Source organism: Streptomyces sp. NPDC012827 (genome assembly GCF_042900905.1).
Classification (GTDB): Bacteria; Actinomycetota; Actinomycetes; order Streptomycetales; family Streptomycetaceae; genus Streptomyces; species Streptomyces gulbargensis.
This window is the reverse complement of sequence record NZ_JBIBBY010000008.1, coordinates 178,556-193,622: the sequence shown is the minus strand read 5'-3', so window position 1 is coordinate 193,622 and position 15,067 is coordinate 178,556. Positions and strand designations below refer to the sequence as shown.

At 73.5% G+C, this 15,067-nt stretch carries 12 protein-coding genes; 1 reads left to right on the top strand and 11 read right to left on the bottom strand.

The window, feature by feature from the left end:
* Position 1: 1 nt before the first annotated feature.
* The 10 genes from ACFY60_RS19490 to ACFY60_RS19445 all read right to left on the bottom strand — a co-directional run bounded on the left by ACFY60_RS19490 (position 2) and on the right by ACFY60_RS19445 (position 11,116).
* A complete protein-coding gene (locus ACFY60_RS19490; RefSeq protein ID WP_388611990.1) occupies positions 2-808 on the bottom strand; it encodes a rhamnogalacturonan acetylesterase in 807 nt (268 codons plus the stop codon).
* Positions 805-2,145, bottom strand: coding sequence for an ABC transporter substrate-binding protein (locus tag ACFY60_RS19485; RefSeq protein ID WP_388611989.1), 1,341 nt, complete (start codon positions 2,143-2,145; stop codon positions 805-807). The genes ACFY60_RS19490 and ACFY60_RS19485 overlap by 4 nt, the downstream gene beginning before the upstream one ends.
* A 111-nt stretch (positions 2,146-2,256) precedes the next feature.
* Entirely contained in the window at positions 2,257-3,801 is a 1,545-nt protein-coding gene (locus ACFY60_RS19480) for a family 43 glycosylhydrolase (protein WP_388611988.1), read from the bottom strand.
* Complete coding sequence (locus ACFY60_RS19475) at positions 3,798-4,643, bottom strand: PmoA family protein (RefSeq protein WP_388611987.1); 846 nt, start codon at positions 4,641-4,643, stop codon at positions 3,798-3,800. Before ACFY60_RS19475 ends, ACFY60_RS19480 begins: the two co-directional genes overlap by 4 nt.
* A complete protein-coding gene (locus ACFY60_RS19470; protein ID WP_388611986.1) occupies positions 4,640-5,809 on the bottom strand; it encodes a Gfo/Idh/MocA family protein in 1,170 nt (389 codons plus the stop codon). The genes ACFY60_RS19475 and ACFY60_RS19470 overlap by 4 nt, the downstream gene beginning before the upstream one ends.
* On the bottom strand, positions 5,806-6,723 hold the full coding sequence (locus tag ACFY60_RS19465; protein ID WP_388611985.1) for a carbohydrate ABC transporter permease: 918 nt from the start codon (positions 6,721-6,723) through the stop codon (positions 5,806-5,808). Before ACFY60_RS19465 ends, ACFY60_RS19470 begins: the two co-directional genes overlap by 4 nt.
* Positions 6,720-7,658 (bottom strand): carbohydrate ABC transporter permease, encoded by a 939-nt coding sequence (locus ACFY60_RS19460; protein ID WP_388611984.1) that lies wholly within the window; start codon positions 7,656-7,658, stop codon positions 6,720-6,722. Before ACFY60_RS19460 ends, ACFY60_RS19465 begins: the two co-directional genes overlap by 4 nt.
* Positions 7,659-7,842: 184 nt before the next feature.
* On the bottom strand, positions 7,843-9,564 hold the full coding sequence (gene araD / locus ACFY60_RS19455) for an L-arabinonate dehydratase (RefSeq protein ID WP_388611983.1): 1,722 nt from the start codon (positions 9,562-9,564) through the stop codon (positions 7,843-7,845).
* The gene (locus ACFY60_RS19450; RefSeq protein WP_388611982.1) at positions 9,561-10,463 is read right to left on the bottom strand and encodes a dihydrodipicolinate synthase family protein; all 903 of its coding nucleotides are present in this window, start codon (positions 10,461-10,463) and stop codon (positions 9,561-9,563) included. The genes araD and ACFY60_RS19450 overlap by 4 nt, the downstream gene beginning before the upstream one ends.
* Positions 10,464-10,465: 2 nt before the next feature.
* Positions 10,466-11,116, bottom strand: coding sequence for a GntR family transcriptional regulator (locus ACFY60_RS19445; RefSeq protein ID WP_388611981.1), 651 nt, complete (start codon positions 11,114-11,116; stop codon positions 10,466-10,468).
* Between the two features lie 215 nt (positions 11,117-11,331).
* On the opposite strand from ACFY60_RS19445, the gene ACFY60_RS19440 reads away from it, so the two are divergent.
* The gene (locus ACFY60_RS19440; protein ID WP_388611980.1) at positions 11,332-12,063 is read left to right on the top strand and encodes an alpha/beta fold hydrolase; all 732 of its coding nucleotides are present in this window, start codon (positions 11,332-11,334) and stop codon (positions 12,061-12,063) included.
* Positions 12,064-12,119: 56 nt separating this feature from the next.
* On the opposite strand, the gene ACFY60_RS19435 is transcribed toward ACFY60_RS19440, so the two are convergent.
* Entirely contained in the window at positions 12,120-14,996 is a 2,877-nt protein-coding gene (locus tag ACFY60_RS19435; protein WP_388611979.1) for a glycoside hydrolase family 3 C-terminal domain-containing protein, read from the bottom strand.
* Positions 14,997-15,067: the final 71 nt, after the last annotated feature.

Sequence of the window (15,067 nt, the reverse complement as noted above, 5' to 3'; positions counted from 1 at the left end):
TTCAGTTCTCCTCGGGGGCGGGCGGCCAGGTGATGAGGCCGGGAGGAACGACGTCGTCCAGGCGGCGCGTCTCGCGCGGCGCGAGGACCCGGGTGCGGAGCAGTTCGCCGGCGACGAGCCGGGCCACCGCGATCGCGCCGGGCGGGTTGAAGTGGGTGTTGTCCTGCTCGGTGGCGGTCCAGTTGAAGTACGTCTTCGTGGCCTCGGGTCCGAGCCGCTGCCACAGGGCCAGCGACAGGGCCTCCACGTCCAGGAGCGGGACGTCCGCCTCACGCGCCACCTCGCGCAGGGCCGCCGGGTACGCGCCGAGCGTGCGCAGGGCGGTGCCGGCGGCGTCGAACTTCCGCCGCTCCACGGAGGTCGCCAGCACCGGGAGCGCTCCCCGGGACCTGGCGCCCTCCACGAACACCCGCAGGTTGTCCTGGTAGGTGGTCCAGGGATCGGTTCCGCGCGCGGGGTCGGAGGTCTTCTGGTCGTTGTGGCCGAACTGGACGAGGAGCAGGTCGCCGGGGCGGATCGCCGTGAGGACCGTGTCGAGCCGTCCCTCGTCCAGGAAGCTCTTGGTGCTGCGGCCGTTGACCGCGTGGTTGGCGACGGTCAGCTCCCGGTGCAGGAAGAACGGCAGGGCCATGCCCCAGCCGGTCTCGGGCGCCGCGTCGGCGTACTTCTGGGCGGCGGTGGAGTCGCCCGCGACGAAGAGGGTGCGCATCCGGCGGGGTCCTTCGGTACGGGCGGCGGCCGGGCCCCCGGCCAGGGCGAGCGCGAGGCCCGCCCCGGCCGCGACCACCCGGCGGCGGCCGACGCTCACTTGTTCTGCTGCTTCCACTCGGCCTGGGCGGTATTGAGCTGCTCCGCCAGGGCGTCGAGGAACTTCTTGGCCGTGCTCCTGCCGAGCAGGACCTTCTGGAACTCGGCCTCGTTGTCGGCCTTGGAGATGGTGTTCCAGTCCGGCAGGTAGTACGGCAGCTCCACGATCGTGGCCTTGCCGCTGAAGAGGACGCCGGCGGCCAGCCTCGTCGTCTCCGACTCCTGGATCCACGGGTCCTTCGCCGCGTCCGTGTGGGCCGGGATCGCGCCGGCCGACCGGTTCCACTTGCTGTTGGACTCGTGCGAGGCGGCGAACTCGATGAACTTCCAGGCGGCGGCCTTGTTCCTGCTGGACGAGAAGAGACCGAGGCCGTCCACCGGGTTGGAGACCTGCACGCGCGTGCCGTCGTCCAGGGTGGGGTTGGGGATGCCCCGGAACTTCTGCGTGCCGAGCGCCTTCACGTGGTCCTGGTACGACCCGAGGTTGTGGTTCAGCATGCCGATCTCGCCGCTGTCCCACTGGGCGACCATCTTGGTGAAGTCGTTGTTGACGTCGGCCGCCGGGGTGTTCTTCCTGAAGAGGCCGGCGTACTTCTCCAGGGCCGCCACGTTCTTCGGGTCGTTGACGGTGGTCCGGTCGCCGTTCCAGAACTGCTTGATGCCGCTCTGGCCGTACATGGCGTCCAGGGCCTGCGCGATGGAGCCCGCGCCGCCCCGGATGGTGTAGCCGAAGCGGTTCTTGTCCTTCTGCGTGAGCTTGTCGGCGGCCTCGTAGAACTTCGACCAGGTGGAGGGCTCCGCGAGTCCGGCCGCCTTGAACAGGTCGGTGCGGTAGTACAGGACGCCGTTGCTGGCCGAGGTGGGGACGGTGAACAGCTTGCCCTGGCCGCCGGCCGACCGCACGCTCTCGACCATGCTCTTGTTCAGCTTGCCGTTGAGCGAGCTCGCCTCGATGCGCTCGTCGAGCGGTTCCAGGGCGTTCTGCGCGGCGATGCCGGCGAGCATGGCCGCGCCGACCCCGCCGACGTCCGGCAGGCCGCCGCCCTGGATGGCGGTGTCGTACTTGGACTGGACCTCCTTCGAGGCGACGCCGACGTACTCGACGTCGATGTCGGGGTGCGCCTTCTCGAAGTCGGCGATGATCTCCTTCCAGATGTCGGTGCGGACACCGCCGTTGTTGTCCCAGAAGGTGATCTTTCCCTTGCCCGAGCCCTCGGCGCCCTGGTCGCCGCCCGCGCCGCTGCCGTCGTCGCCACAGGCGGCGACGGTCAGGGCGAGGACTCCGGACAGGGCGAGGGCGAGGGCGGCTCTGCGCCGTCCGCCGGAAAAGATGGTCATCGTCGGCTCTCTTCTCTCGGGTCGTGCGGGGGGAATGGGTGTGGGGTGGGGGAATTGCGGCGGTCGTACGAGGGGGCGCGGGGCGGCACCGGAGGCGTACGGCGGAGGCGCTCAAGGAGCCGGCAGGACGCGGAAGCCGGTGAAGACGGCCGTCCCGGCCGGCCCCGCGCCCCCGGCCGGTGCGCCCGCGAACAGGCCGAGGAGCGCGCCGACCCACCGCCAGGGGGTCGCGGCGAACTCCGGCCCCAGCGGCACGGGAGCCCCGCCGTCCTCGTACGAGAAGCGGCAGCGCGCGTCGGCCGTCACCTCGATCCGCAGCCGGACCTCCGGGCCCGCCACCGGCCGGGCGCGGGCCGCGTCCCGTTCCCGGTCGGCGTTGCCGGGCGCGAAGCGGTGCACCAGCCGGACCGTGCCGTCACCGGCGCGTTCCAGACCGATCCAGGCGTAGGCGTCGCCGAGGACGACGAGCCCGGCGCGGGCCCCGGGACCGGCGCCGTCGAGCCGCAGCCCGACCTCCACGGTGAGGGCCCCGGCCGGCAGCCGCTGCGTCAGCACGTGCGGCACGCTCCGCAGGTCGTCGAGGTGCTCGGACCGCACACAGCCGAGGCGCAGGCCGTCGCCCGTGTGCTGACTGGCCCAGCCCTCGCCCGGATTGGCCGTCCACTGCCACTGGCGGCCGAACCGCCCGCCGGGGAAGGTGTCGTCCACCGCCGGCCGTGACGGCGGCTGGTCCGGCAGGTCCGGTTTGCGGTGGACCCGGACGGGCGCGCCGTCCGCGCCGATCACCGGCCAGCCCTCCTCGTCCCAGCGCATCGGCTGGAGGTGGACGAGCCGGCCGTACGCCCCGCACTGCTGGAAGTGCAGGAACCAGTCCTCGCCGCGGTGGGTGCGCACCCAGCCGCCCTGGTGCGGCCCGTTGACGTCGGTGTCGCCCTGCGCGAGGACGATCCGCTCCTCGTACGGGCCGAAGAAGGACCGCGACCGGAACGCGCCCTGCCAGCCGGTGGCGACGCCCCCGGCGGGCGCGAGGATCCAGAACCAGCCGTCGTGCCGGTACAGCTTGGGCCCCTCCAGGGTGAACCAGCCGGGTATCCGGTCGGCGTCGACCAGGACCCGGCCCTCGTCGAGGACCTTCCCGCCGTCCGGGCTCATCCGGTGGCCGATGAGCCGGTTGTTGACACCGGCCCGGGACTTGGCGAGGGCGTGCACCAGATACGCCTCGCCCGACTCCTCGTCCCACAGGGGGCAGGCGTCGATCAGGCCCCGGCCCGCCTTCACCAGGTGCGGCGCCGTCCACGGGCCGCGCACCGAGGGCGCGTTGACCTGGAAGACGCCGTGGTCCGGGTCGCCCCAGAAGATCCAGAAGCGGCCGTCGTGGTGACGCAGGGACGGCGCCCACACCCCGCGGTCGTGCCGGGGCGCCGCGAACGCCGCCGCCGGTTCGAGGCGTTCCAGGGCGTGGCCGACGAGCGTCCAGTTGACGAGGTCCCGCGAGTGCAGCAGCGGCAGGCCCGGGGCCCGGCCGAAGCTGGACGCGGTGAGGTAGTGGTCCTCCCCGACCCGCAGGACGTCCGGGTCCGACCAGTCGGCCGCCAGGACCGGATTGCGGTACGTGCCGTCGCCGAGGTCGCCGCCGGGCGTCACGGGGGCGGTCATGAGGCCACCGCCCTGCGGGCCAGGGCCGCGGCCCCGTCCCGGTCGAGGCGGCCGTCGGCGACGACGGTCACGACCCGCCGTACCACCGTCTCCCCGGCGGCCACCGGAAGCCGGCCGCCGGAGGCGAGGGAGGAGCCCACCCCCGGGTACTCGGCGGCGCGGACGAACCACGGGTCGCGCCGGGTCGTCGCGGTCGCCCCCGCGAACACCAGGCTCCACTCCCCGCCGACCAGGGCCACCCAGTCGCCGGGGACGCCGTGGACCGTTCCCTCGCCGTCGCCCGCGGCGCCGAACACCACCGGAGGCGCCGCCTCCTTGGGCGCGCGCCAGAAGAATCCGCCGTACGCGGCGCCCGGGCGCCCGTTGGTGGCGGGGCTGCCGATCGACAGGGCCCGCCCGGACACGTTGGCCAGGGAGAAGGTGAGGTCCAGCGCCCACGCGGTGTCCGTGAGCGGCACGACCGCGACCGTACGGTGCTCGCGCAGCAGCCGCTCCCCGCCCGCCGTCCAGCTCAGCTCCTCCACGAAGCCGTCCGGGTCGCACAGCTTGAACCCGTCGTGGTGCTGGACGCCGTGGTTGTCGAGGGCGACCGGGCCCCGGTCGCGTACGAAGGTCCGCCCGCCCCAGAAGTTGTACCCGGCGACGTCCGGCACGGCCACGCCGGCGCCCAGGTGGTGACGGTGGTCCTCGGGGACCGTCTCGGTCACCGTCCGTCCGGCGAGGGTGGTGACGGGGTGCAGATGGGGCCGGGGCGCGTGGTCGGCGGCCAGATCGGGGCGGGTGGTGTAGCGGGCGACGGTCCGGCCCGCGCAGCGCAGCGACAGCGGCCGCTCGGTGTTCATCGGGCCTCCGCCCGGATCGGTGACGCCCAGGGGGCGCCGAGTTCGGAGAACAGCTTCAGTTCGGCGGCGCTCGCGTCCACCAGGGCGTCGATCCCGTCGACCACCCGGCGCGGCGCGCCCCCGCCCGGTGCGGTGTGCCAGTGCCCGGCGGGCAGTTCGCGCGGTTCGGGCGCGGCCCGTACCGCCTCGACCACCCGCATGAAGGCACCCGTTCCGGCCGGAGGCACCAGCAGCGGCTCGCCCCCGGTCACGTGCGCGACCAGGTTCTCCAGGAGGTCGGTGCGGCCGTACTCGGTCTCCACCGGACCGTGCCCGGCCCGCTGCACCAGCACCCGGTCCTGCCGGTACCAGAAGGTGATCCGGCCCCGGGAGCCGTGCACGACCACGTACGGCTCCGCCGGGTGCTCCGCGCAGAGCGTGGCGGCCACCGTCACCGGGTGCCCGGCCGCCGTCAGGACCCGGACCGCGGAGGTGTCGTCGGACTCGACGGCGTGCGCGTGGTACAGCTCGGTCTCGATGTGCTCGACGTCCTCCGCCCGGCCCGCGCCGGCGAGGGCGAGGGCCGTGGCGACCGCGTGGGCCAGCGGGTTGGTGAGGGCGCCGTCCACGACGTCCACCCCGTCCAGGCGCCGGTGTCCCGCCCAGGGGGCGCGCCGGAAGTACGCCTCGTCGCGCACCCACGCGCCCGCCGCGCCGACGCCGAGGAGTTCACCGATCGCGCCCTGGGCGATCAGGCGCCGGATGGCGGGTACGGCGTGCGAGCCGAGCGACTGGAAACCGATCTGGCAGGCCGCCCCGGCCGCCTCCACGCCCTGTGCCATCCGCCGGAACTCGGCGTACGAGGGGGCCGGCGGCTTCTCCAGGAGGACGTGCGCCCCGTGCCGGGCGGCGGTCAGGGCCATGTCGGCGTGGGTGTGGATGGGGGTGCTGAGCACGGCGATCCGGGCCCCGGTGGAGGCGAGCAGCGCCGCCAGGTCGGGGGACTGCTCCGGCTCCCCGAGGCCGTCCAGCTCCGCCGCGTCGAGGGGCCGCAGTTCGCAGATCCCGGCGAGGCGGACGAGTCCGAGCCGTTCGAGGCGGTGGATGTTGAGGAGGTGGCTGCGGCCGTGGCCGCGGGCGCCCGCCAGGACGACGGGCAGCGGTCCTCGGGTGCGTACGGCGCTCATCCCTTCACCGCCCCCGCGCTGAAGCCGGTCACGAGCCACTTCTGGATGAAGGCGAAGACGATGACGACGGGGACGGCGGCGATCACCCCGCCGGCGGCCAGCGCGCCCAGGTCGACGCTGTCGGCGCCCATCAGGGTGTTGAGGCCGACCGGGATGGTCTGCTTGCTCTGGCTGCTGAGGAACATGAGGGCGAAGAGGAAGTGGTTCCAGGCGTGGACGAAGGCGAAGGAGCCGACGGCGACCAGGCCGGGGCGGAGCAGCGGGAGGACGACGATCCGGAAGGCGTGGAAGCGGTTGCAGCCGTCGACCCAGGCGGCCTCCTCCAGGGAGTACGGCACGTTCCTGATGAATCCGCTGATGAGGATCATCGACAGCGGCAGCTGGAAGACGGTCTCGGCGATGATGACGCTGCCGATCGAGTTGATCATCCGCAGCTCGGCGAAGATCTGGAACAGCGGCACGAGGAGCAGGGCGCCCGGCACGAACTGGGAGCAGAGCAGGGCCAGCATGAAGCCCTTCTTGATCCGGAAGTCGAAGCGGGCGAGGGCGTATCCGCCGGCGAGCGCCACCACCGTGGTCGTGACGAGCACCGCCACGCCGATGAGCAGGCTGTTCTGGAAGAAGACGCCGAAGCTCCGTTCGGTCCACACCTTCTCGAAGTGGGCGGTCGTCATCGGCCACGGCACCAGCGAGGTGGAGCCCGCCGGGCGCACGGCGAACAGCAGGATCCAGTAGAAGGGGACCAGGGTGAAGACGAGGTAGATCCCGAGGGGCAGGTAGATCTGCCAGCGGGGGATCTCGTCCCAGGAGCGGCGGTGCCTCCGGCCGGTGGCCGGCGGGGTGCGGTCGGGGGGCGGCGCGGCGTGCGCGGCCCCGGGGGACGGGGCGGCGGTCAGGGTGGTCTCGGTCGTCACTTGCTGTCGCCTCCGAACTTGCTCAGGCGCAGATAGACCATGGAGCAGAAGAGAAGGATCACGAACGCCACCGTCGTCAGGGCGGAGGCGTAGCCGAAGTTGTGGGCGTCGACGCTGGTGTGCGCGATGTACAGCGGCAGGGTGGTGGTGACCCCCGCGGGGCCGCCGCCCGTCAGCGTGTAGAGCAGGTCGACGTTGTTGAACTCCCACACCGCCCGCAGCAGTGTGGACAGCACGATCGCGTCCCGGATGTGCGGGAGCGTGATGTGGAAGAACTGGCGCAGCCGGCCGGCACCGTCGACCTCGGCCGCCTCGTACAGGTCCTTCGGGACCGACTGGAGGTCGGCGAGGATGAGGATGGCGAAGAACGGCACACCGCGCCAGAGGTCGGCGATCACCGCCGCCGGGAAGACGGTCCCGGTGTCGGAGAGCAGGGAGGTGCCGTACTCGCCGATGCCCAGGTCGGCGAGGTAACGGGTGATGCCGGTCTGGGAGTTGTAGAGCAGCACCCAGATCGCGGAGGTGAGCACGCCCGAAACCGCCCACGGCGAGAAGACCAGGGCCCGGCCGAGGGCGCGGCCCACGAAGGTCTGGTTCACGATCAGCGCGAGGGCGAGCCCGAAGAGGAGTTGCAGGGTCACCTCGACGACGACCCACTTGAGGCTGAAGGTCAGGGTCCCCCAGAACTTCGGGTCCTCGGTGAAGATCCGGGTGAAGTTCTCCAGGCCGGCGAAGCCGTTCCGCCAGGGCTTGGTCGGGTTGTGGTGCCGGAGGCTGTAGTAGAAGACGCTGAGCACGGGATAGGCGATGAAGCCCAGCATCAGCAGTCCCGCTGGGGCGATCAGCAGGTACGGCAGCCGGCGGGGGGTCGATCCCGTGCGGCGGCGACCCCGTGCCGTGGCGGCTGGGGGCGAAGGGGTCACAGCTGAGGCCATGACGGCGGCTCCGTTCTCGGGCGTGCGGTGCGGGGGGTGCGCGGGCGCCGGTGAAGCGCTTCGCGCACGCTGTTCGAAATCCCGGACGATCGGGCCGGGGCGGGGGAGGGGATCGGAGGGACGCGGCTGCGGTCCCGGGCCGCGGTGGGGCGGCCGGACCGGTCGCGGCCGGCGTGACGGGCGGTCAGCCCGCGTACGGATCGGGAGTGGCCCCCGGCCTCGCCAGGAACGCGAAGTCGCAGCCGGTGTCGGCCTGGGAGATCTGCTCCATGTACAGCGCCCCGTAGCCGCGCTCGTACCGGGCCTGCGGCGGAGTCCACGCGGCCCGCCGGCGGTCCAGCTCCTCGTCCGTCACGTGCAGGTGGAGGGAGCGGGCCGCGACGTCGAGGGTGACCGTATCGCCCGTACGGACGAGGGCGAGGGGTCCGCCGACATGGGACTCGGGCGCCACGTGCAGCACACAGGTGCCGTAACTCGTCCCGCTCATCCGGGCGTCGGAGATCCGCACCATGTCCCGCACCCCCTGCTCCAGCAGGTACCGGGGGATCGGCAGCATCCCGTACTCCGGCATGCCCGGACCGCCCTTGGGGCCCGCGCCGCGCAGCACCAGGACGTGGTCGGCGGTGATGCCGAGCGCCGGGTCGTCGATCGTCCGCTGCATCGTGCGGTAGTCGTCGAAGACCACGGCCGGACCGGTGTGCTTCAGCAGGCGCGGCTCGGCCGCGATGTGCTTGATGACCGCCCCGTCCGGACACAGGTTGCCGCGCAGCACCGCGACCCCGCCCTCGGCGGCCAGCGGCCGGTCCCGCTCCCTGATCACCTCGGAGTCGTGCACCCGCGCGCCGTCGAGCTGCTCCCGCAGGGTGGCGTGGGAGACGGTCGGCCGGTCCAGGTGCAGCACGTCGGTCAGCCGGGACAGGAAGCCCGGCATGCCGCCGGCGAAGTGGAAGTCCTCCATCAGGTACTGCCCGCCGGGACGCAGGTTCGCCAGGACCGGCACGGACCGCGCGATCCGGTCGAAGTCGTCGAGCGTCAGCCGCACGCCCGACCGCCCGGCCATCGCGATCAGGTGGATGACGGCGTTGGTGGAACCGCCGAGCGCCAGGACGGCGGCGACCGCGTCCTCGTACGCCTCCCGGGTGAGAATCCGCGAGAGCCGCAGGTCCTGCCGTACGAGCTCCACGATCCGCAGCCCCGAGGCCGCGGCCATCCGGTCGTGCCCCGAGTCGACCGCCGGCACCGAGGAGGCGCCCGGCACCGTCACGCCGAGGGTCTCGGCGGCGGCGGTGAGCGTGGAGGCCGTGCCCATCGTCATGCAGTGACCGGGGGAACGGGCGAGCCCGTTCTCCAGCTCGGCCATCTCGCAGTCGCCGATGGTGCCGGCCCGCTTCTCGTCCCAGTACTTCCACATGTCCGTGCCCGAACCGAGGGTCTCGCCGCGCCAGTGGCCCGGCAGCATCGGCCCGGCCGGCACGAACACGGCCGGCAGGTCCACCGAGGCCGCGCCCATCAGGAGCGCCGGGGTCGTCTTGTCGCAGCCGCCCATCAGCACCGCCCCGTCGACCGGGTAGGAGCGCAGCAGCTCCTCCGTCTCCATCGCGAGAAGGTTCCGGTAGAGCATGGGCGTCGGCTTCTGGAAGGTCTCCGACAGGGTGGAGACCGGGAACTCCAGCGGGAAGCCGCCGGCCTGCCAGACCCCCCGCTTCACGGCCTGCGCGCGGTCCCGCAGGTGCACATGGCAGGGGTTGATGTCCGACCAGGTGTTGAGGATCGCGATCACCGGCTTGCCGAGGTGTTCCTCCGGCAGGTAGCCGAGCTGCCGGGTCCGGGCGCGGTGGCTGAACGAGCGCAGTCCGTCGGTGCCGTACCACTGGTGGCTGCGCAGTTCCTCGGGCCTCTTCGTCACAGCGGCCACCCCGCGGCTATCGCGGCGACCTCGGCGCGCTCCGCCTCGGGAAGTTCGCGGCTGGGCGGGCGGATGTCGCGGCGGCACAGGCCGAGTGAGGCGAGGGCCTCCTTGACCACGGTCACGTTGTCGGCGTTGCCGTTCGCGGCGCGCAGTTCCTCGAAGCGGCGGATCCGCTCCCAGACCTTCATGGCGGTCGGGTAGTCACCGGCCCGCAGGGCGCCGAGCATCTCCAGGGAGAGCGCGGGGGAGACGTTGACCAGACCGGAGGTGAAACCGGTCGCGCCGCTCGCGAAGTAGGAGGGCGCGTACGGTTCGGCGAGGCCCGCCACCCACACGAACCGGTCGAGGCCCGCGTCCCGGGCGAAGCCGGCGAACCGGGCCGCGTCCGGGACGGCGTACTTCACGCCGATCACGTTCGGGCAGGCCGCGCCGAGTTCCGCGAGCCGCGCCCCGCCGAGCGCCGGGTTGCGGACGTACGGTACGACACCGAGCTCCGGGACGGCCTCGGCGATCGCCCGGTGATAGGCGACCCAGCCGCTCTCGGAGACGTACGGGTGGACGGGCTGATGGACCATCACCATGTGGGCGCCCGTCTCGCGGGCGTGCCGGGCCGCCTCGACGGCGGCCGGCACGTCGTGACCGACGCCGACCAGGACGACGGCGCGCCCGCCCGCCTCCTCGACGGTCGCCTCGGTCAGGGCGCGGCGCTCCACGGGGGTGAGCGCGTAGAACTCGCCGGTGTTGCCGTTCGGTGTGAGGGTGCGGACACCGCCGTCGAGCAGCCGGCGCAGCAGCGCCCGGTGGGCGCCGGTGTCGACCGTGCCGTCCGCCGCGAACGGGGTGACCGGGATGGCCACGACGTCGGCGAGGGCGGCCCTCAGGGTCTCGGATTCCATGGTCACTCGCAGTTCACAGAGGGTTCGGGGAAGGCGCGCTCGACGAAGGAGGCGATGTGGTCGTGCACGGCCCGGCCGGCCCCGTCGACATCGCCGGCGGAGGCGAGCCGCAGGATCTCCGCGTGCTCGGCGGCCTCGCGCTCCCAGGACGGGACGGAGGCCCAGGCGACCGTGGAGACCAGCGCGGCCTGGTCGCGCACCTCGTCGAGCATGCGGCCGAGCAGCGGATTGCCGCAGGGCAGGTACAGGGCACGGTGGAAGTCCCGGTTGGCGAGGGACCGTTCCGCCGGGTCCAGGGCCGCGGAGGCACGCAGCAGCGCGTCGTGCGCGGCGTCGAGCGGGGCGCCCGAGGCGACGGCGCGGCGGACCGCCTCCGGCTCCAGGAGCAGCCGTACGTCGTACACGGCCCGGGCCATGTCGGCGTCGACCATCCGGACGGTGACGCCCTTGTACTGGCTCATCACCACCAGCCCGCTGCCCGCGAGGGTCTTGAGCGCCTCGCGCACCGGGGTCTTGGACACCCCGAAGCGCGCGGCGAGTTCGGCCTCCACGAGCGCCTGGCCGGGTCTGAGGCCCCCGGTGAGGATGTCGTGCTTGATCGCTTCGAGCACGTACTGCGTGCGCGAGGGGATGGGGCTGGGGGCGAAGGCCATGGAGCACTCTCAGATCTCGTGTATCGCGTCTGATATATGACGTACGAAGTGCAACGGCCATGAAGCTATGGGGGCGTTCACGTTTCGTCAATGCTTCGCGCAAGCGTTTTCTACGAAGGGGCGCCCGGGTCGTGCGCGTCCGTCCCCGCCGTGCGGCCGGGCGGGACGACCCGCCGGTAGAGTCGGCCCGGGGACGTACTGACCAAGGGGGACTCATGGCGACAGCGGGCACACCGCCCATCGTCTTCGTGCACGGGACGCGGTTCAGCGCGGGACAGTGGAGCTCACAGCTCGACGCGCTGCGGGACGAGTTCCGGGTGGCCGCTGTCGACCTGCCCGGTCACGGCGCCCGCTCCGCCCAGCCGTGGAGCCTGGACGCCGCGACGGAGATCATCGCGTCGGCGGTGGACTCGCTCGAGTGCGGGCCGGCGCTGGTCGTGGGCCATTCGCTCGGCGGATACGTCTCGCTGGAGTTCGCGCGCCGCTGTCCCGAGCGCTTGCGCGGGCTGGTCCTCGCCGGGGCCAGCGCTTCCACGCGCGGCCCGTGGGCGACGCCGTACCGGTGGCTCGCGGGGCTCGTCCCCCGTCTGCCGGCGGACCGCCTGTCCCGGTGGAACGACCGGCTGCTGCGCCGGCTCCACCCTCCCGAGGTGGTGGAGGCGACCATCCGCGCCGGTTACGCCTTCCACAGCCTGCCGGCTGCCTGGGGCGAGGTGCTGGGCCGCTTCGACGCGAGCGCGATGCGCCGGGTGGCGGCTCCCGTGCTCATCCTGAACGGGGAGAAGGACACCGTCTTCCGGTCCGGTGAGGCGGAGTTCGCCCGCGCGCACGCGGACGCCCGCGTCGAACTGATCCCACGGGCCCGGCATCTCGCGAACTTCGACGACCCGGCTGCCTTCAGCGCGGCTGTCCGCCGCTTCGCCCGTGAGCTCGCCGTGCGCGACTGACGGCGTCCCCGCAATGCCCCGGGCCCCGCGGAGGCGGGGCCCGGGAGGCCCGGTCCTCAGCCCGCGAAGCTGAGGTGGGCGAGGCGCAGCGGGCCGTGGAGTTCGGTGTGGAGGTCCACCACGTCCTGGAGGGCGATCGGGGCGCCGAGCGTGCGGTAGGCGTAGGGGCCGCCCGTCGGGGGGACGGGGACGCGGGCCAGGACGGTGCCGTCGGGGAGGGACAGGACGACCTCGCCCTCGCCGGCGACGGAGAGGGCCACCTCCGTCACCCCGTCGCCGAAGTCGCAGGCACGGTGGACCAGCCGGCCGCCGGCCCCGGGCGACAGCGGGGTCACCGCGTCGCCCGCGTGCTTGGCGCGGTCCACGATCGCCGTGCCGGACTGCTCGTCGTAGTCGGCCGCCTCCAGGCCCGCCGTCAGGACCGGGCGCGGCCCCGGTGCCGTACCCGCCACCTCGACGCGGACCGTGCGGCGCAGGTCCGCGCTGGAGGCGCCGGCGTGGATCTCGTACGGGCCGGGCTCGACCGTCCAGCGGCCGTGCGCCACGTCCCAGTGGCCGAGGGACTCCAGCGGCACCGTGAAGGACAGTTCCGCGCCGGCGCCGGGTTCCAGGCGCACCCGCTCGTGGGCGAGGAGTTCGCGGTGCGGGCGCGGGACGGAGGGGGCGACCGCCCGGTCGTACACCTGGACCACCTCGTCGGAGGCGACCGCACCGGTGTTGGTGACCGCGCAGGAGATCCGGAGCGCGTCGCCGTCGACCGCCGCCGTCAGCCCCTCGTACCCGAAGGCCGTGTACGACAGGCCGTGCCCGAACGGGAACAGCGGCGTGCCGTCGAAGTACAGGTACGTCTGCCGCCCGCCGATCACGTCGTAGTCGAGCATCCCCGGCAGGTCCGCGTCCGAGGCGTACCAGGTCTGCGGCAGCCGGCCGGCGGGGGAGACGTCTCCGGCGAGGACCCGCGCGAGCGCCGTGCCCGCCGCCTGGCCGCCGTGCGCCGTCCACAGCAGGGCGGGCAGGGAGGCGGCCGCCTCCGGCACGGCGTACGGGTAGGACGAGACCAGGACGAGGACGGTACGCGGGTTGGCGGCGTGCGCGGCCCGCCACAGCCGCTCCTGGTGCGGCGGGAGCGCCAGCGTCGTGCGGTCCTCGGTCTCCCGGCCGCCGATGTGCGGGTCGTTGCCCGCGACCACGACCACGGTGTCCGCGCCCGCGGCGGCCCGGGCCACCGCCTCCTCGCCCCGCTCGACCGTCTCGACGGTGAACACCTCGGCCGATTCCCGCCCGGCGGCAACCTTCACGCCGTCGGCGGCGACAGAGACGTAACCGCCCGTCCCGAGGTGCAGAAGGAGGTGCCCGCCGCCATGGGCCTGGAGCCGGAACGTCTCCTGGACGACCCAGCCGCCGGGTTCGTCCGCCGACGCGCGCACCAGGCCGTCCCCGGCGACCGACAGGTACCGGCCGCCGGGCGCCCGCAGGGTCAGCACCCCGTCGCCCCAGTCGACCAGGTCGAGGACGGATCCCGTGGCGTCGGCCGTGAGCGGCGGGAGGTCGGTGCGGCCCGCCACGAGGGCCGGGTCGAGCGCCGCCTCCGCGCCACGCGTCCCGTCCTCCGGTGCCGCTTCCGGGACCCGCAGCAGGTCGCCGGAGGCGGTCCGCAGCCGGATCCGGTCGACGCCCTCGGCGAAGTCCACCCGGTGCGCGCCGAACCGTTCCCGCAGGCCGTCCAGCGGGGAGGAGCGGTGGAGCAGGGAACCGCTGTACCAGTCCAGTTTGACGGCGTCGCCGAGCAGGCCGACGACGGCGATCCGGCCGGCCTCCCCGTCCAGCGGCAGCAACGGCCGGCCGCTCTCCGGCAGGGCTCCGGCCTCCACGGGTTCGTTGCGGAGCAGGACGATCGCGGCCTCGGCGGCCTCGCGGGCCAGCTCCCGGTGCTCGGGCGTGTCGAACCGGTCCTCGTGCGCGTACGGATCGAGTTCCGGGTCGAACTCGCCCAGCTGGAACCGGACGGTCAGCTGCCGCCGTACCGCCCGGTCCACGTCCTCCTGGCCGATCAGCCCCCGCTCCATGGCGCGGCGCAGCCGGCCGAGGACGATCGAGGAGTCCGTGCCGTGGTCCGTGAAGGAGTCGACCCCGGCGCGCAGAGCGGCCGCCACCGCCTCCTCGTGGCTCGGGAAGTAGCCCTGCGAGTCGGCCAGGTTGGACGGCGCGCCCGCGTCGGAGCAGACCAGCAGCTCCTGGTCGGTCCAGTTGCGCAGCTCCGTCTCCAGGTGGGGAGAGAGGTGGTTGGGCCGTCCGTTGACCAGGTTGTACGCGGGCATGACACCGGCCACCGCGCCCGCCTCCACCGGGCCGCGGAAGGCCCGGAGGTCGTACTCGCGCAGCACGCGCGGACGTACGGACGCCGAGGAGGTGTCCCGGGCCGCCTCGTTGTTGTGGGCGAGCCAGTGCTTGAGGACCGGCGCGGTGCGCCAGTGGACGGGGTGGTCGCCCCGCAGGCCCCGGGTGTACGCGGTGGCGATCGCGGAGGTCAGCAGCGGGTCCTCGGAGTAGCCCTCCTCGCCCCGCCCCCACAGGGGGTTGCGCAGCAGGTTGACGGTCGGCGCCCACACGTTGAGCCCGACCCGGTCGTCCTTGGCGCGCATCGCCCGCGCCTCCCGGGAGACCGCCTCGCCGACCCGGCGCACCAGCTCCGGGTGCCAGGTCGCGCCGAGGCCGACGGCCTGCGGGAAGACGGTCGCGGGGCCCATCCAGGCCACGCCGTGGAGAGCCTCCTGACCGGTGCGGAAGGCGGCGACGCCGAGCCGTTCGACGGCGGGCGCGAACTGGTGGAGCAGCGTGAGGCGCTCCTCGGGGGTGAGCCGGCCGAGGAGGTCGTCGACGCGGCGGGGGACGGGGAGGGCCGGATCACGGAAGGGCGGCCGGTCTGCGGTCACGTGCGAATCCCTTGGGCGGCGGGGTGGTGGGGGCTGCGGAGGCGGGAGAATCCGACGCCTTCGAAGCGCTT